A 22,815-nucleotide genomic window follows, 5' to 3' on the forward strand; every position below is an offset into this window, starting at 1 on the left:
TTAAAGCCGAATAGCGTGATCAACGCAAGTGTGATCACAAATCAAAAATCAGGAGGCGACAACGATCGTCTTCGGCCAGAGGGTTTGATGAGCGATGCAGCGCAGCGCCAAAGGCAGGAGACCCGTGCGCCGGTACTGACGGCGCGAAACGTCGTCAGGCGTTTTGGCGGTCTTGTCGCCGTCAGCGATGTCTCGTTTGATGTCAAAGCGGGCGAAATCCTCGGCCTGATCGGACCCAATGGAGCCGGCAAGACGACCATGTTCGACCTGCTCGCCGGCAGCATATTGCCAACCAGCGGCGATATCCTGCTCAATGGCACGCGCGTCTCCGGCGAAGCCGCTCATCTGCGTATCGGCCGTGGTCTTGGACGCACCTTCCAGATCCCACGCCCGCTGCCCAATCTGACGTTGATCGAAAACATCATGCTGGCGGCACAGGGCCAAGCCGGCGAAAAATTGCTCGCCAACTTCGTCACGCCTTGGCGGGTCGCAGCACAAGAAAGGGCTGCCAGGACAAAGGCGCTCGAGCTGCTGGAGTTGGTCACTCTCACCCATCTCGCGCACGAGCCGGCACGCGTGCTTTCCGGCGGCCAGCGCAAGCTGCTCGAACTCGCCCGCGTCATGATGGCCGACCCGGCGATCATCCTGCTCGACGAACCGGCCGCCGGCGTCAACGCGACGCTGCTCGAGATCATCATCGACCGCATCCGCGACATCAACGCGCACGGCATCACCTTTCTGCTGATCGAGCACAATATCGACATGGTGACGCGGCTCTGCCACCGCGTGCTGGTCATGGCGAGCGGCCAGTTGCTCAGCGAAGGCACTGCGGAAGAGGTCGCCCGCGACCCGCGCGTCATCGAGGCCTATCTCGGAGGCCCAGCATGAGTGAGACGGTCCTCGACGTGCGCAACCTCGAAGCCGGCTACGAGCCCGACGTGCCGATCGTGCGCGGCGCCTCGATCACCGTCGGCAAGGGCGAGATCGTCGTCGTGCTCGGTCCCAACGGCGCCGGCAAGTCGAGCTTCATCAAGGCGATCGCCGGCCTTGTCCCGATCACCGGCGGCACCGTATTTCTGGACGGCAAGGACATCACCGCCGCTCCCGCGCACACCATGGTTCGGCTCGGCCTGGCCTTCGTACCGCAGACGGAGAACATCTTCCCGCTGATGTCGGTCGAGGACAATCTGAAGGTCGCCTGCGGCATCCTCGAGCGACGCGAAATCCCTGCCCGCATCGAGGAAATGTATGCGGCCTTCCCCGACCTCGTCCGCCAGCGCCGCACCGCCGCCGGCAATCTGTCGGGCGGACAGCGGCAGATGCTCGCCGTCGCACGTGCGCTGATCGTCCATCCCAAGGTGCTGCTGCTCGACGAGCCGTCGGCCGGCCTGTCGCCGAAATTCGTATCGATGGTGTTCGAGATGCTGGCCGGCATCCGCAGGTCCGGCGTCACCATCCTGCTGGTCGAACAGAACGCCAAGGCAGCGCTGGCCATCGGCGACCGCGCCTATGTGCTGGTCGAAGGCAAGGACCGGCACGAGGGTGTGGCGTCCGAATTGTGGAACGATCCTGTCGTCGCCGAACTCTATCTCGGCCAACGCCCGTCTCACGCCGGCAAGGAAGGCGCGGCATGAGCCTGCAATTTGTCGTCGATGGGTTGCTGACCGGCTCGATGATCGGACTTGGCGCCATCGGCGTGACGCTGACCTATTCGATCCTGCGCTTCTCGAATTTTGCCCATGGCGACTTCATGGCCTGGGGAACCTATGCGACGCTCGCCGTCGTCAGCGCCATCGGCGCGATGTTCGGCAAGGTGGCGCCCATTGGACCGCTGTCTTTCGGCTGGCCGCTGCTGGTTGCGCTGGTTGTCGGCATGACTTTCACCGCCCTGCTGGCGCTGTTGCTCGACAAGGTGCTGTTTTCGCGGCTGCGCTCGCAGGGGCAAGCCATCATCGTGGTGATGGCGAGCTTCGGCGCCTCGATGGCGCTGCGCAGCCTGCTCGAATTCACCTTCAGCTCACGCCCGACCTATTTCAGCCGGGCGATCCAGATCGCCATGCCGGTCGGCTTCGGCATCCGCATAACGCCCGACCAGATTGCGCTGCTGCTGCTGACCGCCGTGCTGGTGCTCGGCGTGCATCTGTTGATGACGCGCACGCAGACCGGCCGCTCGATGCAGGCCTTGAGCCAGAACGCCGCACTGGCCCGCATCGTCGGCATCGACGTAGCCTCCGTGGTGCGCGTCACCTGGATCATCGGCGGGGCGCTGGCCTGCGTCGCCGGCGTGATGATCGGCATTCTGGTGCAGATCCGCCCGTTCATGGGCTTCGACATGTTGCTGCCGATGTTTGCCGCCGCCATCCTCGGCGGCATCGGCAGCATACCGGGCGCCGTGCTCGGCGGCCTGATCATCGGCCTTGCCGAAGCCGGTGCGGTGCAGCTGATCGGCGCCGAATGGCGCGCCGCAATCTCCTTCATCATCCTGATGGCGGTGCTGTTCGTGCGGCCGATCGGCCTGTTTGGTGTGAGGGAACGCTGATGGATCTGCTCGGCTACGGCGCTTTCTTCCTGACCACCGCGCTGATCTTTTCGCTGGTCACGCTGGGGCTCAATCTGCAGTGGGGGCTGACTGGCCTGTTCAATGTCGGCCTTGCCGGATTCGTCGCCATCGGCGCCTATACATCAGCGCTGCTGACGACCCCGGACGATGCCGCGCGGCTTGGTGGCTTCGGCCTGCCGATCCTGGTCGGCTGGGCGGGCGCCATGGTCGTCGGCGGTATCGCCGCAGCACTTACCGGCATGGCCACGCTGCGTCTGCGATCCGACTACCTGGCGATCACCACCTTCGGCGTCGCCGTCGTCGTGCAGCTGGTCGCGCTCAACGCCCAGAAACTGACCGGCGGACCGTTCGGCATCGGTTTCATCCCGCGTCCTTTCGGCAGCCTCGCCGAGACGCCGCTGCTGTTCAACCTGTCGAACCTTGCGGTCGTCTGCGCGGTCACACTGATCGCCTATCTCGCTCTGGAGCATTTGTCGCGCAGCCCCTGGGGCCGCGTGCTGAAGGCGCTGCGCGAGGACGAGCGGGCAGCGATTTCGCTGGGCAAGAGCGCGCGCTTCTACCGCGTCCAGGCCTTTGCCGTTGGCGGCGCCATCATGGCGCTGGCCGGCGCTTTGCAGGCGCATTTCACCGGCTTCATAGCACCCGACAATTACCTGCCGATCCTGACCTTCCAGGTCTGGGTGATGCTGATCGTCGGCGGCTCGGGCAGCAATGCCGGCGCCATCGCCGGCAGCATCCTGATCTGGGCGATATGGGCGGGGTCGGGCACCATGACCAGCGTGCTGTTTGCGCCCGAGCAACAGGCCCGCGCGGCCTCGCTGCAGATCGTCGCCATCGGCGTCATGCTCTGCCTCATCCTGCTGATCAGGCCGACCGGGCTGTTCGGCGACCGGCCGCGGCGGCCGAAGCCCGGCAAACAGACAAAGGCGGCGGCCAGCGAGAGCGAGGCCGGATCATGAATGCCATGATCCGGCAAGACATGCATGGCGTTTCACTCTGGCATGCCGTCAGCCGCAACCGCCGCGACCGGGGCGCGCTGCAGGGCGGGCTCGACGTCGATCTCGCGATTATTGGCGGCGGCTTTTCCGGCCTGTCGACGGCATTGCATGCCGCCGAGAAAGGGCTTTCGGTCGCGGTCCTCGAAGCCGAATTCATTGCCTGGGGTGCAACCGGCCGGAATGCCGGCCTGGTCGTGCCGAATTTCGCCAAGCGCGACCCAAACGACATCATCGCCGAACTCGGACCAGAGCGCGGCGGGCGCCTGGTTGACTTCGCCGCCGGCAGCGCTGATCTCGTCTTCGGCCTGATCAAGCGGCACGGCATCGAATGCGACGCTGTGCAGAATGGTTGGATCCAGCCGGCGCATTCGTCCGCCGCGCTGGAAAAGACGCGATCGCGCGCCGAGCAATGGGCGGCGCGGGGCAGGCCGACCGTTGCGCTCGATGCCATGGCGGTCACGGAGCTCACCGGCATCGACGGCTATGCCGGCGGCTGGATGGACAGATCTGGCGGCGTCCTCAATCCGGTCGAGTATGCGCGCGGCCTGGCCGACGCCGCAGAAAAGGCTGGCGCACGCATCTTCGAGCAGACGCGTGTCACTTCCATCGACCGCACTCCGGATGGCTGGGCCTTGAAGACCGCGTCCGGCACTACGCGAGCGGGCAAGGTCTTGGTCGCCACCAACGCCTATGGTGGAGCGCTGAACCCGACACTGGCGCGGACCTACATCCCGCTGAAAGTCTTCCAGATCGCCACCGCGCCGCTGCCGCGCGCCATACGCGCGCGCCTGCTGCCGGGCGGCCAGGGCGTCGGCGACACCAGGCGCAATCTCTTTACCTGCCGCTTCGACGGGCAGAACCGGCTGATCAGCGGCGGCATGCATGTCGTCGGAGCCGGCGCCGAGACGCGGGTGCCGCAAACAATCTGGCGACGGCTCGCCAGGCATCTCGATTTGCCTGACCTGCCGCCGCTTGCCTACAGCTGGACAGGCGTGGCGGCGGTGGGGCCGGATTTCCTGCCGCGTCTCATCGACCTCGGCCCAGGCCTGATCGCAGGCTTCGCCTGCAACGGCCGCGGCATCGCCATGACCACGGCAATGGGCAAGGTGCTGGCCAACTGGGCGAGCGGAACGGACGCCCGCGATCTGCCGCTCCCCTTCGCGCCGCCAGCGCCGATCCCGCTGCACAAGCTCGTGCGCTATGCACCGAATATGCTGCTCCCCTGGAGCATCCTGCGCGACCGGCTGGATTAGACAGCCACCACCTTCCGCAATCGATGACCATGGTGGCCCAAGAGGATATCGTCAGATCCAGCCGCACCTACTCCGCAGCCTGAACCCGATTGGCCTGAATGACCGCCCGGATCTCGGACCGGCAGGAGCCGCAATTGGTGCCGGCCTTCAGGGCGCCGCCTATGGCTTCGACTGTCGTGCACCCGGCTGCCACTGCCGCCGCGATCTGGTTGACCCCGACGTTGAAACAGGAGCAGACGGTCGCGCCCGCATCGGGCCGATCGGCGCCGGCGCGACCGGCGACGATCCTGAAGCGTTCGCGCTGGCTGGTGTAGACCTCCTCGAGCTGTTGTGCCGCCCAACCGCGCGAAACCGCCACCGGGCCGGACGCGATAAACAAAGCCCCGGCGAGGTGCTGGTCGTCGAAGGCAGCAATGCGATGCTGGCCGGAATCGCGGTCGTGATAGGCGAGCATATCGGCTACGGGAACATCGAAGAGCGAACCAGCGAAACCAGCCCAGTCGATGTCGTCGTCAGCAAAAGCAAGCTCTACCCGCCAGCCGCCCTTGCATTTGGCCACGGCCCAGTAATCTGCTGCGACCGGCACCGGCTTTCGGCGCACCACAGCAAAGCCGAAGGCTCTCGCGGCGAACTTCTCGATGCGGGCGCCGACATGTTTCAGCGCAGGTTGGCCGGAAACCGGATCGGTCAGAGGCGCGGTCAGCGTGTCGAGGCGGCCCTTTGCCGAAAACTGATCGGTCCAGTGCATCGGCGCAAACACGCTCCCCCGGCGCTGGCGTGCCGTCACCAGCGCGCGCACCAGCACATCCCCGCGCAGGCTGGAGACGCGCACGATGTCGGCGTCGCCAATGCCGTGATGCGTGGCATCCGCCGGGTGGATCTCGACGAAGGGCTCGGCCATGTGCTGGGAGAGACGTGGGCTTTTCCCAGTGCGGGTCATCGTGTGCCAATGGTCGCGAACACGGCCGGTGTTGAGGATCAGCGGATAGTCCGGGCTGGTGCGTGTCTCGACGATGGGACGAATGGCGATGAAGCGCGCCTTGCGGTCGGGATTGTAGAAATTGCCGTTGGCGAAGAAGCGGGTGCTGGAAGGGTCAAGTCCCGCTTGAACACCCCCCTCTGTCCTGCCGGACATCTCCCCCGCAAGGGGGGAGATTGGCAGCTTTGACGCCGGCATATCTTCTGCATCGTTGGTAATTGGCGAAGGCCGAGGCGACGGCTGATCTCCCCCCTTGCGGGGGAGATGGCCGGCAGGCCAGAGGGGGGTGGCTGGGCTCGGCGCCGGCCATTGGAAAGGCTCAAGCGCTGCATAGGCCTCCTTATCAACACCAGCATAACCACCAATATCGAAATCCCGTGCGCCGTCATTCTCGAACCCGGACAGCGCGGCGTGTTCGGCGAAGATTTCCGCTGGCGACGAATAGGAAAACGCCTCGTCAAACCCCATCCGCTTGCCCACCTCGGCGACGATCAACCAATCCGGCCGCGCCTCACCGGGCACTGCAAGAAAACTGCGCTGGCGCGAGATGCGGCGCTCTGAATTGGTCACGGTGCCGTCCTTCTCGCCCCATGCGGCGGCAGGCAGCCGCACATGGGCGTGGCGCACGGTGTCCGTGCTCGCCAGCACGTCCGACACCACGACGAACGGGCAAGCCTTGATCGCTGCCTCGACGGCATCGGCGTCCGGCATCGAATCGACCGGGTTGGTGGCCATGATCCACAATGCCTTGATGCGCCCGGCAGCGATCGCCTGAAACATCTCGACCGCCTTCAGACCGGGCTTTGGGGCGACGGCCGGCGCATTCCAGAAACGCTGCACGCGGTCGCGGTGCTCGGGGTTTTCGATCTCCATATGGGCGGCCAGCATATTGGCCATGCCGCCGACCTCGCGGCCGCCCATGGCGTTGGGCTGGCCGGTCACTGAAAACGGTCCGGCCCCAGGTTTGCCGATGCGGCCGGTGGCAAGATGGCAGTTGATGATGGCGTTGACCTTGTCGGTGCCCGAAGACGACTGGTTGACGCCTTGGCTGTAGACGGTGACGGTCTTCGCTGTGGCGGCAAACAGGCTGTAGAAGCGGGCAAGCTCCTCTTCGCTCAAGCCGGTGGCGGCGGCAGCGCCGGCAAGATCGAGTTTCGAGGCGGCGAAGAGCGCTTGCCCGAAGCCAGTCGTGTGGGCGGTGATGTAGGCGCGGTCGAGCGCGTTGTGCTGGCCAAGCCAGGCGAGCAGACCAGTGAACAAAGCAACGTCGCCATCCGGCGCGATCGCCAGGTGCATGTCGGCGATATCAGCGGTCATTGTGCGGCGCGGGTCGACCAGCACGACCTTCATCTCCGGTCGTTTTTCCCGGGCCGTCGCGATGCGCTGGAAGAGCACGGGATGGCACCAGGCGAGATTGGAGCCGACCAGCACGATCAGGTCGGCGAGCTCGAGATCCTCGTAAGTGCCGGGCACGGTGTCGGAGCCGAAGGCGCGGCGGTGGCCGGCAACCGACGAGGCCATGCACAGGCGGGAATTGGTGTCGATGTTGGCCGAGCCGATGAAGCCCTTCATCAGCTTGTTGGCGACATAATAGTCTTCGGTCAGCAACTGGCCCGAGACATAGAAGGCGACGGAGTCCGGACCATGCTCGGCGATGGTTTGCGAGAGGGTCGAAGCGACGAGATCGAGCGCCTCGTCCCAGCCGGCATGGCGGCCGTGGATTTCGGGGTAGAGCAGCCTGCCGTCGAGGTCGATGGTCTCGGCAAGCGCGGAACCCTTCGAGCAGAGCCTACCGAAATTGGCTGGATGGTCGGGGTCGCCGCGGACAGTGACTTCACCGTCCGCGGCGACCTTCGCCAGCACGCCGCAACCTACCCCGCAATAGGGGCAGGTGGTCCTCACCTCGCGCGCTTCGCCAGGTTCCATGCTTCAGGCCGCGCGGCTGGCCAGCGCTTTCAGCGCAATGAACAGGTGCTCGCCCTCGATCCGCACAGGAATGGTGCGCACCACGCCCTCGTCGGCGCCGAGCGCCTTGCCCGTCTCCAGCGAAATGACCCAATTGTGCAAGGGGCAGGTGACGGCGGTGCCGTGGACGATGCCTTGGCTCAGCGGCCCACCCTTGTGCGGGCAATGGTCGTCGATGGCATAGACCTGATCGTCCTGCGTGCGGAAGACGGCGATCTTACCCTCGGGTGTGTCGACGCAGCGCGCGCCGCGGCGGGGGATGTCGGAGAGCGAGCCGATTGCGATCCAGTCCATTTTAATCACTCCGCAGCCTGCGCAAACCCGACAGAAGCCATTGGCCGGAACTCGTGCTTGTCCTTGCCGGAGACGCGTTCCGACCACGGGTCGACTTGGGCGAATTTCTGGCTGAAGACGAAGCGTTCGTAATAGGCCTTGCGCTTGGCACCGTCGTCCATGATCTGGCGCTTGATCTCGGGGATACCGATGCGCTTGGCCCATTTGTAGATGCGCTCGAGATAGCGGCCCTGCTCGCGGTACATCTGCGTCAGCGCCACGATATGCTCCAGCGCCTCGTCCTCGGTCTTGACCAGGCCAAGCACTTCGGTGCCCTTGATGTCGAGGCCGGCGGCGCCGGCGAAATGGATCTCGTAGCCACTGTCGACACAGATCACGCCGACATCCTTGCAGGTCGCCTCGGCGCAGTTGCGCGGACAGCCCGACACCGCCATTTTGACCTTGGCCGGGGTCCACGAGCCCCACATGAATTTCTCGATGCGAATGCCGAGGCCGGTCGAATCCTGCGTGCCGAAGCGGCACCAGTCGGAGCCGACACAGGTCTTCACCGTGCGCAGGCCCTTGGCGTAAGCATGGCCTGAGACGAAGCCGGCCTGGCCGAGATCGGCCCACACCGCCGGCAGATCCTCCTTGCGGATGCCCAGCATGTCGATGCGCTGGCCGCCGGTGACCTTGACCATCGGTATCTCGAACTTGTCGACGACGTCGGCGATGGCGCGCAGTTCGGCGGCGTTGGTGACGCCGCCCCACATGCGCGGCACCACCGAATAGGTGCCGTCCTTCTGGATGTTGGCGTGGACGCGTTCGTTGATGAAGCGCGACTGATAGTCGTCGGCGTAATCGTTCGGCCAGTCGCAGACGAGGTAGTAGTTGAGCGCCGGCCGACATTTTGCGCAGCCGCAGGAGGTCGTCCATTCCAGCTCCTGCATGACGGCGGGAATGGTCTTCAGGCTCTTGGCGATGATCAGCCGGCGCACCTCGTCATGGCCGAGCGTGGTGCAGCCGCACATCGGTTGCACGGCGGCCGGGTTGTATTTGTCGCCGATGGTCAGCACCATCAGCTTCTCGACCAGCCCGGTGCACGAACCGCAGGAAGCCGATGCCTTGGTGTGGGCGCGCACGTCGTCGAGCGAAGCCAGGCCCTTGGCCGTGATCGCGCCGGTGATCTTGCCCTTGCAAACGCCGTTGCAGCCGCAGATTTCCGCATCATCCGGCAAGGCTGCAACGGCCGCCATAGGGTCCAGCGGGGCACCCCCCTGGTAGGACTGGCCGAAGATGAGCGTGTCGCGCATCTCCGATATGTCGGTCTGCTTCTTCTTGAGATCGTTGAACCAGGCCCCATCCGCCGTCTCGCCATAAAGCACGGTGCCGATGATGCGGTCGTCCTTGAGCACAAGGCGCTTGTAGACGCCGGCGGCGGCATCGCGCAGCACGATCTCCTGGCGGTCCTCGCCTTCGGCGAAGTCGCCAAGCGAGAACAGGTCGATGCCGGTGACCTTGAGCTTGGTCGGCGTGTCCATGTGGACGAAGGCCGCTGCCTCGTTGCCGGCCAACTGGTTCGCGGCAACGCGCGCCATCTCGTAGAGCGGCGCGACCAGCCCGTAGACCTGGCCGTAGACCTCGGCGCATTCGCCGAGCGCGTAGATGTCGGGGTCGTTGCTGCGCATGCCGGCATCGACGACAATACCACGATTGACGGCTATGCCGGCCTCCCTGGCCAGCGCCGCATTCGGCCGGATGCCGACCGCCATCACCACCAGCGTTGCCGGGATAATAGTGCCGTCGGCAAGCTCCACCTGCCCGACCTTGCCGTTGCCGGTGATCGCCTGGGTGTTGGCCTTGGTGATGACCTTGATGCCGCGCTGTTCCACCGCGCGCTGCAGGAGATAGCCGGCGGCTGGATCGAGCTGACGCTCCATCAATGTCGGCATGACATGCAGCACGGTGACGTCCATGCCTTGGGCGTTCAAACCTGCTGCCGCCTCCAGCCCGAGCAGGCCGCCGCCGATGACCACGGCCTTGGCGCGCGACTGGGCGGCAAGCATCATGGCCTGAACATCGTCGAGGTCGCGATAGGTCAGCACCCCCGGCAGATCATGGCCGGGCACCGGAATGATAAAGGGCACCGATCCGGTGGCGATGACGAGCTTGTCGTAAGGCTCGGTGACGCCGTGATCGGAGGTGACTGTCTTGGCCGCCCGGTCGATGGCGACGATCTTGTGACCTTTGTAGAGGGTGATGTTGTTGGCGATGTACCAGCCGTCGCCGTGGATGATGATTTCCTCATAGGCCTTTTCGCCGGAGAGAACCGGCGACAGCATGATGCGGTCGTAGTTCACCCGCGGCTCGGCGTTGAAAATGGTCACGGTGTAGCGGCCCGGCGCCTGTTCGAGCAGATGCTCCAGCATGCGCCCGGGGGCCATGCCGTTGCCGATGATGACGAGTTTTTCGGTCATGGCGTTACTCCGCGGCTTCGACGAAGCGGTGGCGTTCATAGAGGAACTTCAGCACCGCTTCGCGGCAGCGCAGGAAGGTGCGGTCGGAAGAGAGTTCGACGCGTCGACGCGGCCGCAGCAGCGGCACCGCAAGCACCTCGCCGATTGTCGCCGCCGGACCGTTGGTCATCATGACGATGCGGTCGGACAACAGCACCGCCTCGTCGACATCGTGGGTGATCATGATCGTCGTCGAGCCGAGCCTGGAATGGATGTCCATAACCGCATCCTGCAGATGGGCGCGCGTCAGCGCGTCGAGTGCCCCGAACGGCTCGTCGAGCAACAGGATCTTCGGCTCCATGGCAAGCGCCCGGGCAATGCCGACGCGCTGCTTCATGCCGCCCGATATTTCGGCCGGCCGCTTGTCCTTGGCATGGGCCATCTGCACGAGATCGAGATTGCGCATGATCCAGTCATGTCGCTCGGTCCTGCTCTTGGAACGGCCAAAGACTTTCGACACCGCCAGGCTGATGTTTTCGTAGACGGTGAGCCATGGCAGCAGGCTGTGGTTCTGGAACACCACGGCGCGCTCGGGTCCGGGGCTGTCGACCTCCTTGTTTTCAAGCAGCACGGCGCCGGCGGAAACCTTGGTCAGCCCGGCGATCAGATTGAGCAAGGTCGACTTGCCACAGCCGGAATGGCCGATGATGGAGACGAATTCGCCCTTGTCGATGGTCAGCCTGATGTCCTTGAGCACCTCGCTGACCTGACCGCCGCGGGCAAAGGATTTGTCGATATGGTCGAGCTTCAGATAGGCCGTCATCGCCCTCTCCTCACTTTGCCGTTGTGCCGCGGGTGACGAAAGCGCCGACCGCAGCGACCAGGCGGTCGAGGCAGAAGCCGGTGACGCCGATATAGGCGAGCGCGACGATGATGTCGGGCAGCCGCGACGAGTTCCAGGCGTCCCAGATGAAGAAGCCGATGCCGACGCCGCCGGTCAGCATTTCGGCGGCGACGATGGCGAGCCAGGACAGGCCGATGCCGATTCTGAGGCCGGTGAAGATGTAGGGTGCGGCGGCCGGAACCATGATCTTGACGAAGAATTCGAACTGGTTGAGCCGCAAGATGCGCGAGACGTTGCGGTAGTCTTCCGGAATGTTTCGCACGCCGACGGCGGTGTTGATGATGATCGGCCAGATCGAGGTGATGAAGATAACGAACAGCGCCGACGGGCTGGAATCGCGGAAAGCAGCCAGCGACAGCGGCAACCAGGCCAGCGGCGGCACGGTGCGCAGTATCTGGAACACCGGATCGAGGCCACGCATGGCCCAGATCGACTGGCCGACCAGGGCGCCGAGCGCGACGCCGACGATCGCCGCCAGGCCGAAGCCGATGGCGACGCGCTGCAGAGAGATCAGCACCCGCCACGCAAGGCCGATATCCTGCGGGCCGTTGTTGAAGAACGGATGCGCGATCAGGTCATAGGCCTCGTTCCACACCTGGCTGGGCGGCGGTAGGCTGGCGGTCGGCGACGAGCAGGCGATCTGCCACACGACCAGCATGAAGGCGATAACGATGACCGGCGGCACCAGGGCGGTGGCCAGCCTGCCGGCGATCGCGATCGGGTCGAAGCGGCGCCGCGCTTTGGCGGTGAAAGCGATGACTGCGGCAGGCTTGGCGGGGAACGCCTTCACCGTGGTTTCCTCAATGGCTTGGATGGACATGTCTGGGTATAACTCCGGGGTCGGTGCGGGCGACAACGGCGAAGCGCCGTTGCGCTGGGGCGACAAACGGCGGAACGCGCCGTTTGCGCTGGTCAAGCCGATGCCTTGATCTTCAGGCTGTCGAGATAGGCCGACGGGTTGGCCGGGTCGAAAATCTTGCCGTCGAAGAAGGTCTCGACGCCGCGCGACGACGAGGCCGGAATATCGGCTGCGGCAACGCCGAGATCCTTCGCCGCCTCGCGCCAGATATCCTCGCGATTGACCTGATCGACCAGCGTCTTGATGTCGGTGGTCGGCGCGAATTTTCCCCAACGGATGTTTTCGGCGAGGAACCAGCTGTCGTGGCTCTTGTAGGGATAGGAGACGCCACCCTTCCAGAATTTCATGTAGAGGTCAGTGCCGGTGGCCACGCGGCCGTTGCCGTAGTTGATGTCGCCCTTGAGGCGGCCGATAATGTCGGCGACAGGCACGTTCATCCATTGCCGCTTGCCGATGATGGCGGCCATCTCGTCCTTGTTCTCCGTGGCCTCGCACCATTGCTGGGCCTCCATGACGGCCATCACGATCGCCTTGGTGGCGTTCGGGTATTTGTCGATGAATTCGGCGCGGAGGCCGAGCGCCTTTTCGGGATGACCCTTCCACAGTTCGCCGGTGGTGGCGGCGGTGAAACCAACGCCTTGGTGGACGAGCTGTTCGTTCCACGGTTCGCCAACGCAGAACACGTCCATGTTGCCGACTTTCATGTTGGCGACCATCTGCGGCGGCGGCACGACAATGGTCGAGACGTCCTTGTCGGGATCGATGCCGCCGGCGGCCAGCCAGTAACGGAGCCACAAATCATGGGTGCCGCCCGGGAACGTCATGGCGGCCTTGATTTCCTTGCCGGCCGCCTTCTTGGCGGCGAAGGCGTCCTTCAGCTTGGAGGCGTCGAGGCCGACACCGGTGCCGGCGTATTCCTGCGCAACCGAAATGCCCTGGCAGTCGTAGTTGAGCCGCGCCACGATAGCCATCGGCATCGGCTGGTTGTTCTGCGTCACCTTGCCGGTGTGCATGAGATAGGGCAGCGGCGTCAGGATGTGAGCGCCGTCGATGCCGTTGGCTGCGCCGCCGAGCATCAGATTGTCGCGCGTCGCGCCCCAGGAGGCCTGCTTGAGCACCTCGACGTCGGGCATGCCGAACTTGGCGAACAGCCCCTTCTCCTTGGCGATCATCAGCGGCGCCGCGTCGGTCAGCGCGATGAAGCCGAGCTTGGCGCCGGTGACCTCCGGAGCGGTCGTGGCGGCATAGGCGCCCGAGGGGAAGAGCTTGCGGGCCGCCACGAACAGGCCGGCCGTCATGGCGCTGCTGACAAGAAAATCGCGGCGCGTCACATCCTTGAGCGATGTTCCCGTCCCGATCCATTTCCCTATTTTTTCTTTCATCGTGATCTCCGGTTGAACGCGAGGGCTTCGTCGAGTGGCCAAAACAAAAAAGCCGCCGTCCAGGCCTCGCGCGTCCGTACATCCGGGATCGCGTCGTTGACCTGAGCGGCAGCTTTGCCTGTGGCGCCCGCCATTGGACGCCTGTTCCGTGACCCGCGAAGGGCCTGACTAATTCAAAGCAGGAACCGTGCCAGTTTTGGGTGAAACGAAAAACCTAAATGAAATCAACATTACGCGCCAGATGCCGGCACGCGAGCCGACATCGCAAGCAGATCAAAGATTGTTCACTACAGCAATCGCACGCACATTTTTTGTGCAATGCACAAGAATGGCGCGAGAATGATCAGGCTTCCGCGCGAGCGGCTTTCTGGCGCGCTATATAGCCGTCGATCTCGTCGGGGTCGAAGGTCTGACCGTCGAAGAAGCCGTCCGGCCCAAGCACCAAGCCTGCCCCGGTCGCACCGACAGCCGTGGCGACCTTAAGCGCGCCCTCGACCTTCGCATTGGCGCCGGGAAGTGCAACGCCAAGCGGCTTTAGCGCCGAGCGGTAGAGGTCCGGACGGTAGCAGTCACGGGCGATAGCAAGGTTTTCCGGCGTGTGCTCGACATGCCCCCAGCGCACCATCTGCGTATAGAACCACAGCGCATGGCTCTTCCACGGAAAGTTCGCCGCCTTGTCGAAGGGCAGGAAGAAGTCGTCGACATCCAGTTCGGCGCCGCCGCCCAGTTCAAGATGGCCGGTCAGGATCGGCATCTGGACAGCTGGTGGCAGGCCCAGGAAGCCAGCTTGAGCCATCACACCAGCCAGTTCGGCGTGGTTGCGCCGATCCTGGCACCAGCGCGCCGAATGATGCAGCGCGCGCAGCAATGCTGCCAGCGCGACCGGGTTCTCCTGCGACCACGCCTTGCGCACGCCGATCACCTTCTCCGGACTGTTGCGCCACAGCAGCGCCTTGACGGTGACGATATGGCCGGTGCCGGCGGCGACCGAGGCGCTGTTCCAGGGCTCGCCGACGCAGTAGCCGTCGATCCGCCCGGCGACCAGCGCATCGGCCATGAAGGGCGGTGGCACGATGACGATCTCGATCTCGCGCTCCGGATCGATGCCGCACCCGGCAAGCCAGTAGCGCAGTTCGTAATTATGCCCCGAATGCGGGTGCACCACGGCAAAGCGCAGCGGATCGCCGCCAGCCCCGGCGCGGTCGCGAATGAAGGCACCGAGGGCTGCGCCCGCGCGCGCGGGCTCGAGATCGGGTATGGCGCCGTGTGCCGCCATGCCTTCCCAGACGGCGTTGGAGATGGTGACGCAATTGCCGCCAAGCCCGAGCGAAAACGGCACGATGGTCTCGGAAGCAAGCGGCGTCAGCCCGAGATTGCAGGCGAGCGGCATCGGCCCCAGCATGTGCGCCAGGTGGAAATGGCCGATGGCGATGCGGTCGCGGATGTTGGCCCAGGAGGTCTCGCGGTGAAGTGTGAGATCGATGCCCTCGCGCGCGGCAAATCCAAGCTCACCCGCCGCAACCAGCACGGCACTGTCGAAGAGCGGCATGAAGCCGGCGGTGATCTGGTGCTCGGCGCTCATGCTCATTCGTCCTCCGACGGCCCGAGCAGCCCGGCGGCAGTCACCAGGCTCTGAGCAATGTCGCCGATCTTGCGGTTCTGGTTCATCGCCGTCTTGCGCAGCAGCGTGTAGGCGGCCTCTTCGGTCAGGCCGCGCGACTTCATCAGGATGCCCTTGGCACGGTCGATCACCTTGCGGCTCTCAAGCTCCCCTCGAACCTCTTCCAGCTCGCGCGCCATGCGCGAGAAAGCGTTGAAGCGGCTGACCGCCATGTCCAGGATCGGCTTGACGCGCTCTTGCCTGAGGCCGTCGACGACATAGGCCGAAACGCCGGCATCGACCGCCGCTTCGATCGATGCCTGGTCCGATCGGTCGACGAACATGGCGATCGGCCGCTTCACCGCACGCGACAGCTGGAACATGTTTTCCAGCATGTCGCGGTTCGGGTTTTCCAGGTCGATGACGATGACGTCCGGCTCGATCTCGGCGATGCGCCGCGCAATGCCGGTCACGTCGTGGATGACGGTGACCCGCTCATGGCCGGCCTCGCGCAAACCTGCCTCGATGATCGCGGCGCGGATACGGTTTTCGTCGATGACCAGGACGGCGAGTGAGCTGCGGACCATGCGTGCATTGTGGGCAAGGTCGCAAAATTGTGCAATGCGGCATGGTCACAGGCTCCCGCCGCGGAGCAACCGACGACCGACAACGACCCGGTCTAGGTGGTCGGGACAAGGAACGCAGCGCAACGCTGGCGCTGGTGATGACAGCCTTGCCGGTCGCCTGGTGCCCTACCCAACGGTCTAGGTGCGATGAGACTTGCACCGCAACATCGGCTTGTTAAAGGTGGGGGCAACGACGGACATAGCTGTCCTTGCTCGCCGATCTGACCGGAAGGTTACCGCACGATGCTGCTCATGAAACGACGATTGGGGGCCAGGGAGCCGGCGCGCCCGGCACGGCGTCCCGGGAACCTGACGGCGATGTTCGTCCTGATAGCCGGGCCACTCGTCCTTGGCATCGCCCTCCTGTTGGCTGGTCCGGCACAGGCCCAGGCACCGGCCGCCGTCACGCCCGACAAGGTCAAACAGCTGTTCGAGCTTCTCGACGATCCGTCGGTGAAGGCCTGGGTGGCCGAGCAACGAAATCCGGCCGCAGGATCGACGGAAGCGCCTGCCGAGACTAGCGCTCCGCCGGCCGACGCCGTGGCCGCACCGGGCCAGATGAATACTATGGCATCCTCGACGCTCGATCGGATCAAGCATCACATCGAAAAGATCGTGCGAACCTTGCCTTCGCTGCCGGACCAGTTCGCGCGCGTCCGGGCCAATACCATGGACGATATGTCCAGCAAGGGCCCCGTCAGCATATTGGTGCTGATTGCGATCTTTATCGCTGCCGGCCTGGCGCTCACCTGGGCAATATACAAGCTCACCCGTCCATTTCGTCTTTGGATCATCGCGCAACCCAGAGATACGCCCATCGGGCGGGCCAAGAAGATCGGCGGCCGCACGCTTTATTCCAGCATGATGATCGGCTCGTTCGCGCTGGGCAGCGCCGGTGCGTTCATGCTGTTCGACTGGCCAGCGCTCATCCGCGAGATTGTGCTGACATTTCTGATGGCTGCGGTCTTTACGTGGGCTGTGCGCCTATACGTGATGGCCACACTCGTCCCTTCTTTCATGGAGGTCGAGCACGCCATCGAGGTTCGTGCCCTGCCGATCACCAACGGAGCTGCTGACCATTGGGCTTATTGGCTGCCCCGGATCGTCGGCGTTTTCGCCTTCTTCGCCGCCGCGTTTGTCCTCTTGCCGGGTCTCGGCATAGACCAGGACGGAATGATGGTCCTGTCGGTGGGCGCCGATTTCATCCTGCTGTTGCTCTTCCTGCTGGCCATTTGGCGTCGGCCAAGAACGCAGCGAGACGGCGCGCGCCACAGCGGTGACACGGCAGTGACATGGTTGTTGACGGCTTACTTCGTCGTTCTGTTCCTCGAACGCATTGCCGGCCTCTACACATTCTTCTGGTTTACCTTCACCGCATTCTTCCTGCCTTTGGCAATTGTGCTGACAGAGCGCGGGGTTAATTTCGTCCTGCGGCCCGGTTCGGAAGATGCCGGCCGGCCGACGATCCCGGCGGTGACGATCGCTGTCATCGATCGCGGTATCCGGATGATTTTCATCCTCGCGGCGGCTTACCTTCTCGCACGCGTACTGGGCCTGGACATGCAATCCATGCGCGGCAGCGATACGACCACCATGCTCATATTGCGCGGCTTGATCAACGTCGTGGTCATTGCCCTTGCTGCCGATTTCGGCTGGTCGATCATCAAAGCCTTGATCGAACGAAAGCTGGGCGTCGCGATACCGCAAGCGGTGGTGAGCGAAGAAGACATCCTCACCCTCGATCCGCATCAGGCGCGGCTGCACACGCTGTTGCCGATCATCCAGAACATTCTGCTAGCAGTGATCATCGTGATGGCGGTGCTGATGATGCTCGCTTCGATCGGCATCCAGATCGGCCCGCTGATCGCCGGCGCCGGCGTCGTCGGCGTCGCCGTGGGTTTTGGCGCGCAAACCATCGTCAAGGACGTGATCTCTGGCGTGTTTTATCTGCTCGACGATGCTTTCCGTGTCGGCGAATACATTTCATCGGGCAGCTACAGGGGTACGGTGGAGAGCTTTTCGCTGCGCTCGGTGAAGCTGCGCCACCATCGTGGTCCGCTGTTCACGATACCTTTCGGCGAACTCGGCGCCGTGCAGAACCAGAGCCGTGACTGGGTCACCGACAAATTCAACATCACCGTTGGCTATGACACCGATATCGACTTTGCTCGCAAACTGATCAAGCGAATTGGCCTGGAACTGGCGGAAGATCCGGAGTTCAAACACTGGGTGATCGAACCGATCAAGATGCAGGGGGTGCAGGAGTTCGGCGAGTACGGCATCGTCTTGAGGGTCAAGGTCACGACCAGACCTGGAGGCGCCTTCAGCATGAAAGGCAGGTTCTTTTTGCGCCTCCGCCAGGCCTTCAAGGAGCAGGGCATCGAGCTCCCATTCCCGACCGTCCACGTCCAGGGGCTGCAAGACCCGCATGGGACAGAGAATGCGCGTTTGGAGGTCACACCTGAATTACGAATGGCCGTCGCCCAGTCGCACACCAATCGGCGCAGAAAAAAAGCCGGCACAACGGAGTAGGACGCTGTGATACCCGCCGGTCGCAACACGGCTTTCCGCGCAAAGCCTGGACCCGCGACACCACGCTAGTCGAGCTGCCGATAGCGACGACCTGATCGCCGCCAACCAGCACCAGCGTGGCGTTCTGAGGCCAAGCTTGACGAAAAGAGCAGATATGCTGGCCTTTCCGCGAGGCTCAGAGCGCAATCCAGGCGGTCTTGAGGTCGACAAATTTCTCCAGCGCATGCAGCGACTTGTCACGGCCGAAACCGGACTGTTTGACGCCGCCAAGCGGCACGGTGATATCGGCTCCGCCATAGGTGTTGACGTGGACGACACCGGCGTTGATGGCGCGCACCATGCGATGGGCCGTGGAAAGATTGGCGGTCCACACCGCCGAGGCAAGTCCGTAGACAGTGGAGTTGGCCAGATGCACCGCCTCCTCCTCGGTCTCGAAGCGCATCACGCCGAGCACCGGTCCGAACACCTCCTCGCGCGCCAACTGCATCTCTTGCGTCACGTTCTCGAAGATCGTCGGCGCCATGTAGCTGCCGCCGGTCTCGGTCAGTATCCGTTCGCCACCGGCGACGAGACGGGCGCCTTCGGCTTGCGCCATGGCGACGAAGCCGAGATTCTTGTCCAGCTGTTCGGCGCTCGATACCGCACCGATATCGCTGGCGAGATCGAGCGGGTCGCCGACCTTGAGCCGCGTGGTTGCCGAGACAAGTTCGTCCATGAAAAGATCATAGACCGACGACTGGACGAGCAGACGCGAGCCCGCCACGCAGACCTGGCCTGAATTGCGAAAGATGCCGTTAGCCGAGACGACCGCCGCCTGCTTCAGGTCCGGAGCGTCGGCAAAGACGATGTTGGGCGACTTGCCGCCAAGCTCGAGGAAGACCCGCTTCAAATTGGAACGGGCGGAGTATTCGAGCAGCCGCCGGCCGACCGGCCCCGATCCGGTAAAGGCGATGGCGTCGACATCCATATGGAGGCCAAGCGCTTCGCCGGCGACAGCACCATGACCGGTAACGACGTTGAACACGCCTTCGGGAAGTCCAGCCTCGCTTGCGAGTTCGGCCAGCCGCAGCAAGGTCAGCGAGGCGATCTCCGGCGGCTTGACGACGACGCTGTTGCCGGTGGCCAATGCGGGCGCAATCTTCCAGGCACCGATCATCAGCGGGAAGTTCCACGGCACGATGACGCCGACGACACCGAGTGGCTCCCTGTGGATCAGCCCGAGCACATTGTCGGCCGTCGGCGCGATCTCGCCATAGACCTTGTCGATCGCCTCGGCGTAGTAGCGGATGGTGCCGGCCGCCGACAGCGGCTCGGCCTTGTAGGCCATGCCGATCTCGGTGCCGTTGTCGCGCACGCCAAGCACGGCCAGCTCATCGACATGTTTTTCGATCAGCTCGGCAAATTTCGTCAGCACCTTCTTGCGAAAGGCAGGGGCGGCGCGCGACCATGAACCCTTCTCGAATGCTTTTCGCGCCGATCGGACCGCGCGATCGATGTCAGCGGCATTGCCGTCAGCGATGCTGGCAAAAGGGCGGCCGTCGATCGGCGAAATCACCGCCAGCGTCGCGCCGCTCGTCGCTGCGGCCTGTACGCCGTCGATAAACAAGCCCCGCTCGCCGATCTCCGTCTTGCGCAGCGCGTCGATGGCATTCTGGCTGATCATTGGTGGCGGACTCCCAGGGAAACATACAACGTGGTTGGCGCGCGGAATTCCCAGCCGCGAAACACCGGCACCTTGCCTGGCACCAAGCTGAGATCGGGGAAGCGCAGGAGCAGCAGCCTTAACGCAAGGCACATCTGCTCGCGCGCGAAAAACCGGCCCGAACAGAAATGATGACCAAAGCCGAAGGCGGCATGATTGCCTTCCCTGCGGTTGATGTCGAAGCGGTCTGGATCGGCAAAGCGGCTCTCGTCGCGGCTTGCCGAGGAGACAAGTGCAGCGACCGCGGCGCCGGCAGGGATCGTTACGCCGCCAAGCTCGACCGCCCGCGTCGTCTGCCGCGTCTGGGTTCCGATCGGCGCCACCCAGCGCAAGCCTTCATCGACAGCCCTGGGCACAAAGGTCTCGGGATCGGCGAGCACCTGCCGCACTTGTTCGGGATGCGCAAGCAGGCCGGCGAGGATCGAACCGGCACCATGTCCGGGCTCCTGCATGCCGCCAAGCAGGATGACCTTGATGCTTGGCATCAAGAAATCGATCGGCCGCGTCGTGCCTTCCGGCATGCCGTCATGCAGCATATGCGACAGCGCCGAGTCGTCGGGTGCGCGCGCAAGTCTATCCAGAGTCGGCCGGATGGCAACGCCGACCTCGGCGCTGATCGCATCGGCGATCTCTTGCCGTTTTTGGTCGTTCTCGAAATTGATGGCACCCTGCGCAAGGCCATAGAACCAGCGGCGCAGCGTCGCCATGTCGATGTCGGCAAGGCCCAGCGAGCGCGCCAGGCTGAGCGTCGACACCGGCTCGAAATAGTCCGCCATCAGCTCGGCGGAGCCTTGTTCGGCGATCCGGTCCAGAAAAGGTTCGGCAATCGACCGTACGAGATCGCCGGCATAGGCGGCGACGGTGCGCGGCCGGTATTTCGGATCGACGCCTTGGCGTAGCTGTCTATGCGTTTCGCCGTCGGTGGTCAGGATGGTCGGCTTGCCGAACGAGCGTTCGACCGGAGACGTACCGACGACGGCGGAGAAGATGTCGGGTGACTTTGCGACGGTCTCGACGTCCTTCCAGCGGGTGACGAACCAGAGATTGACCGCCGGCACGAAAGCGACAGGGGCGCTGCGCCGCAGTTCCGCATAGATCGGATACGGATCGGCTTCCAACGCCTCAACGGTGATGCTCTCGGCAAAGCTCAACGCCGGTACTCCCTTTGCCATGGAAAGGGGCGGCGCCGAACGCGCTACCCCCTTGTCCTTTGTCCTAGTCCTTCAGCGGCACGCCGAGATTTTCGAAGGCAACCGGATCCCGGCTCTTCAACGCTCCGGCAAGCAGCAGGCCGATCACCGCGGCAATCAGCACCAGCCCCGGCAGCAACACGCCGAGGAAGCCGCTGGCGCCCGACAGGCCACCGAAATTAATGACGATCAGGTAGATGATGATGACGAAGGCGACGAAGGTCAGCCCCGGCAGGATGGTGGTCTTCAGCGCGTTTTCCTGGGCAGACGGATTGGCGCGAAAGTACATCACCACGGCGAGCGAGGCCACGGCCATCATCACGATGACTCCGAGCGTCGCGACATTGGTTAGCCAGGAAAACAGCGCCAGAACTGGATCGAGGCCGAGTATCGCGAACAGTCCGATGACGAGCGCGGCCAACACGCTCTGGATGACGGAAGCGGCATGCGGGCTCTGGTGCACTGAATGCGTCACGCCGATCGATTCAGGCAACAGCTTCTCGCGGCCCGAGACGTAGATGTAGCGGGCAACTGCGTTGTGGAACGCCAGCACGCCGGCAAACAGGCTCGATACGAACAGGATGCTCATGGCGTGCGACAGCATGGTTCCGGCGTAGCGGTCGGACAGGCCGAACAGGAAGGTCGTCGGATCCTGAAGCGTCTGCAGTGCAGGCAACAATTTGTCGACGCCGGCCCCGACCGCCATCAGCCAGGCCGTGACCATGTAGAAGACGCCGATCAGCAACACTGAGAAATAGGTGGCGCGCGGAATGGTCACCTTGGGATTGCGGGCTTCCTCGGCGTAGATCGTCGTCGCCTCGAAACCAATGAAGGCGGCGAAACAGAACAGGATGGCGATGGCGGGCGAGCCGCTGACGATCTGGCTCCAGCTGAACGGCGCCGCCGAGAGACCACTGTCGCCACCGGTCTTGAGGATGGCGAGGTCTAGCACCAGCACAACGATGTATTCGCACAGCACCAGCACCGTCAGGATCTTGGCCGACAGGTCGACCTGGCGGTAGCCCAACACCGCGACGATGGCGACGGCGATGAAGCTCCACACCCACCAGGGCAGGTCGATGCCCCAGCCGGCGAACAGGCCGGCGGTCGCGGCCCCCAGCAGGCCCATGACCCCGATCTGCATGGCGTTGTAGGACAGGATCGCGATGATTGCGGTTGCGCCGCCGGCAAAACCGCCCAGCCCGCGCGCGGCATAGGCATAGAAGGCGCCGGCATTGCCGACATGGCGCGACATGGCGACGTAGCCGACCGCAAACAGCAGCAGCAACACGGTCACGATAAGATAGGTGCCGGCAAAGCCCGCCCCATTGCCCATAAGCATGCCGAGCGGCGTGCCGCCGGCGACCGCGGTGAGCGGCGCCGCCGCCGAAATCACCATGAAGGTGATAGCGCCGACGCCAAGACTGTTCTTGCGCAGCCTGTTGGCGGGCGCCTGTTCCGAAACTGCTGACATTTGTCCCTCCAGTTTACGAACCCCTGGGTTCGCGGCCGCTCGGCCTGTTCCCTGAATGCCAT

The 22,815-nt window shown here is 64.1% G+C and carries 17 protein-coding genes; 6 read left to right on the forward strand and 11 right to left on the reverse strand.

Translation table 11 applies throughout. The annotated features are described in order from the left end of the window. The first annotated feature begins 87 nt into the window (after window positions 1-87). Genes NKK50_RS24455 through NKK50_RS24475 form a run of 5 tightly spaced genes read left to right on the forward strand, consistent with a single transcriptional unit; the run spans window position 88 to window position 4,811 of the window. Window positions 88-888: an ABC transporter ATP-binding protein gene (locus NKK50_RS24455; RefSeq protein ID WP_023745641.1), complete on the forward strand. Its 801-nt coding sequence runs from the start codon at window positions 88-90 to the stop codon at window positions 886-888. Continuing rightward, window positions 885-1,634 carry an ABC transporter ATP-binding protein gene (locus tag NKK50_RS24460; protein WP_352543963.1) on the forward strand — a complete coding sequence of 250 codons (750 nt, stop codon included), beginning with the start codon at window positions 885-887 and terminating at the stop codon, window positions 1,632-1,634. The genes NKK50_RS24455 and NKK50_RS24460 overlap by 4 nt, the downstream gene beginning before the upstream one ends. Next, window positions 1,631-2,539: a branched-chain amino acid ABC transporter permease gene (locus tag NKK50_RS24465; RefSeq protein WP_023745643.1), complete on the forward strand. Its 909-nt coding sequence runs from the start codon at window positions 1,631-1,633 to the stop codon at window positions 2,537-2,539. Before NKK50_RS24460 ends, NKK50_RS24465 begins: the two co-directional genes overlap by 4 nt. Beyond that, window positions 2,536-3,519, forward strand: coding sequence for a branched-chain amino acid ABC transporter permease (locus NKK50_RS24470; protein WP_031247198.1), 984 nt, complete (start codon window positions 2,536-2,538; stop codon window positions 3,517-3,519). The genes NKK50_RS24465 and NKK50_RS24470 overlap by 4 nt, the downstream gene beginning before the upstream one ends. Beyond that, complete coding sequence (locus NKK50_RS24475) at window positions 3,516-4,811, forward strand: NAD(P)/FAD-dependent oxidoreductase (protein WP_031247199.1); 1,296 nt, start codon at window positions 3,516-3,518, stop codon at window positions 4,809-4,811. The genes NKK50_RS24470 and NKK50_RS24475 overlap by 4 nt, the downstream gene beginning before the upstream one ends. 67 nt (window positions 4,812-4,878) lie before the next feature. Here the strand turns inward: NKK50_RS24475 and NKK50_RS24480 are convergent, their stop codons facing one another. From NKK50_RS24480 to NKK50_RS24515, 8 genes are all read right to left on the reverse strand, one after another. Further along, the gene (locus tag NKK50_RS24480; protein WP_031247200.1) at window positions 4,879-7,716 is read right to left on the reverse strand and encodes a nitrate reductase; all 2,838 of its coding nucleotides are present in this window, start codon (window positions 7,714-7,716) and stop codon (window positions 4,879-4,881) included. A gap of 3 nt (window positions 7,717-7,719) precedes the next feature. Continuing rightward, window positions 7,720-8,049, reverse strand: coding sequence for a nitrite reductase small subunit NirD (gene nirD / locus NKK50_RS24485; protein WP_023745647.1), 330 nt, complete (start codon window positions 8,047-8,049; stop codon window positions 7,720-7,722). 5 nt (window positions 8,050-8,054) lie between these two features. Then, window positions 8,055-10,505: a nitrite reductase large subunit NirB gene (gene nirB, locus NKK50_RS24490; protein WP_023686953.1), complete on the reverse strand. Its 2,451-nt coding sequence runs from the start codon at window positions 10,503-10,505 to the stop codon at window positions 8,055-8,057. 4 nt (window positions 10,506-10,509) lie between these two features. Continuing rightward, window positions 10,510-11,307, reverse strand: coding sequence for an ABC transporter ATP-binding protein (locus NKK50_RS24495; protein ID WP_023667847.1), 798 nt, complete (start codon window positions 11,305-11,307; stop codon window positions 10,510-10,512). Between the two features lie 10 nt (window positions 11,308-11,317). Beyond that, on the reverse strand, window positions 11,318-12,208 hold the full coding sequence (ntrB, locus tag NKK50_RS24500) for a nitrate ABC transporter permease (protein ID WP_023682697.1): 891 nt from the start codon (window positions 12,206-12,208) through the stop codon (window positions 11,318-11,320). Window positions 12,209-12,300: 92 nt separating this feature from the next. Then, complete coding sequence (locus NKK50_RS24505) at window positions 12,301-13,629, reverse strand: CmpA/NrtA family ABC transporter substrate-binding protein (protein WP_023745648.1); 1,329 nt, start codon at window positions 13,627-13,629, stop codon at window positions 12,301-12,303. A 343-nt stretch (window positions 13,630-13,972) separates the two neighbouring features. Continuing rightward, window positions 13,973-15,211, reverse strand: coding sequence for a CmpA/NrtA family ABC transporter substrate-binding protein (locus NKK50_RS24510; RefSeq protein ID WP_023745649.1), 1,239 nt, complete (start codon window positions 15,209-15,211; stop codon window positions 13,973-13,975). Window positions 15,212-15,213: 2 nt separating this feature from the next. After that, window positions 15,214-15,816 carry an ANTAR domain-containing response regulator gene (locus tag NKK50_RS24515; RefSeq protein ID WP_023667842.1) on the reverse strand — a complete coding sequence of 201 codons (603 nt, stop codon included), beginning with the start codon at window positions 15,814-15,816 and terminating at the stop codon, window positions 15,214-15,216. Window positions 15,817-16,098: 282 nt separating this feature from the next. Here NKK50_RS24515 and NKK50_RS24520 point away from each other — a divergent pair, with 282 nt between their 5' ends. Beyond that, window positions 16,099-18,387 carry a mechanosensitive ion channel family protein gene (locus NKK50_RS24520; RefSeq protein WP_245265816.1) on the forward strand — a complete coding sequence of 763 codons (2,289 nt, stop codon included), beginning with the start codon at window positions 16,099-16,101 and terminating at the stop codon, window positions 18,385-18,387. A gap of 175 nt (window positions 18,388-18,562) precedes the next feature. Here NKK50_RS24520 and NKK50_RS24525 read toward each other — a convergent pair whose 3' ends face one another. Genes NKK50_RS24525 through NKK50_RS24535 form a run of 3 tightly spaced genes read right to left on the reverse strand, consistent with a single transcriptional unit; the run spans window position 18,563 to window position 22,753 of the window. Beyond that, window positions 18,563-20,050, reverse strand: a complete 1,488-nt coding sequence (locus NKK50_RS24525; RefSeq protein ID WP_023692260.1) for an aldehyde dehydrogenase — start codon at window positions 20,048-20,050, stop codon at window positions 18,563-18,565. Then, a complete protein-coding gene (locus NKK50_RS24530; protein ID WP_031204603.1) occupies window positions 20,047-21,261 on the reverse strand; it encodes a cytochrome P450 in 1,215 nt (404 codons plus the stop codon). Before NKK50_RS24530 ends, NKK50_RS24525 begins: the two co-directional genes overlap by 4 nt. Before the next feature lie 43 nt (window positions 21,262-21,304). Beyond that, window positions 21,305-22,753, reverse strand: coding sequence for an APC family permease (locus NKK50_RS24535; RefSeq protein ID WP_352543964.1), 1,449 nt, complete (start codon window positions 22,751-22,753; stop codon window positions 21,305-21,307). Window positions 22,754-22,815 lie beyond the last annotated feature (62 nt).

This window comes from Mesorhizobium sp. M0001 (assembly GCF_040324255.1).
Classification (GTDB): domain Bacteria; phylum Pseudomonadota; class Alphaproteobacteria; order Rhizobiales; family Rhizobiaceae; genus Mesorhizobium.

Bases quoted from the DNA above. Each gene is read 5' to 3' on its own strand.
- ntrB (WP_023682697.1), bottom strand. From the start codon at position 12,208: ATGTCCATCCAAGCCATTGAGGAAACCACGGTGAAGGCGTTCCCCGCC.
- NKK50_RS24530 (WP_031204603.1), bottom strand. From the start codon at position 21,261: ATGGCAAAGGGAGTACCGGCGTTGAGCTTTGCCGAGAGCATCACCGTT.
- nirB (WP_023686953.1), bottom strand. From the start codon at position 10,505: ATGACCGAAAAACTCGTCATCATCGGCAACGGCATGGCCCCCGGGCGC.
- NKK50_RS24505 (WP_023745648.1), bottom strand. From the start codon at position 13,629: ATGAAAGAAAAAATAGGGAAATGGATCGGGACGGGAACATCGCTCAAG.
- NKK50_RS24455 (WP_023745641.1), top strand. From the start codon at position 88: ATGAGCGATGCAGCGCAGCGCCAAAGGCAGGAGACCCGTGCGCCGGTA.
- NKK50_RS24515 (WP_023667842.1), bottom strand. From the start codon at position 15,816: ATGGTCCGCAGCTCACTCGCCGTCCTGGTCATCGACGAAAACCGTATC.
- nirD (WP_023745647.1), bottom strand. From the start codon at position 8,049: ATGGACTGGATCGCAATCGGCTCGCTCTCCGACATCCCCCGCCGCGGC.
- NKK50_RS24460 (WP_352543963.1), top strand. From the start codon at position 885: ATGAGTGAGACGGTCCTCGACGTGCGCAACCTCGAAGCCGGCTACGAG.
- NKK50_RS24495 (WP_023667847.1), bottom strand. From the start codon at position 11,307: ATGACGGCCTATCTGAAGCTCGACCATATCGACAAATCCTTTGCCCGC.
- NKK50_RS24475 (WP_031247199.1), top strand. From the start codon at position 3,516: ATGAATGCCATGATCCGGCAAGACATGCATGGCGTTTCACTCTGGCAT.
- NKK50_RS24465 (WP_023745643.1), top strand. From the start codon at position 1,631: ATGAGCCTGCAATTTGTCGTCGATGGGTTGCTGACCGGCTCGATGATC.
- NKK50_RS24520 (WP_245265816.1), top strand. From the start codon at position 16,099: ATGCTGCTCATGAAACGACGATTGGGGGCCAGGGAGCCGGCGCGCCCG.
- NKK50_RS24525 (WP_023692260.1), bottom strand. From the start codon at position 20,050: ATGATCAGCCAGAATGCCATCGACGCGCTGCGCAAGACGGAGATCGGC.
- NKK50_RS24480 (WP_031247200.1), bottom strand. From the start codon at position 7,716: ATGGAACCTGGCGAAGCGCGCGAGGTGAGGACCACCTGCCCCTATTGC.
- NKK50_RS24510 (WP_023745649.1), bottom strand. From the start codon at position 15,211: ATGAGCGCCGAGCACCAGATCACCGCCGGCTTCATGCCGCTCTTCGAC.
- NKK50_RS24535 (WP_352543964.1), bottom strand. From the start codon at position 22,753: ATGTCAGCAGTTTCGGAACAGGCGCCCGCCAACAGGCTGCGCAAGAAC.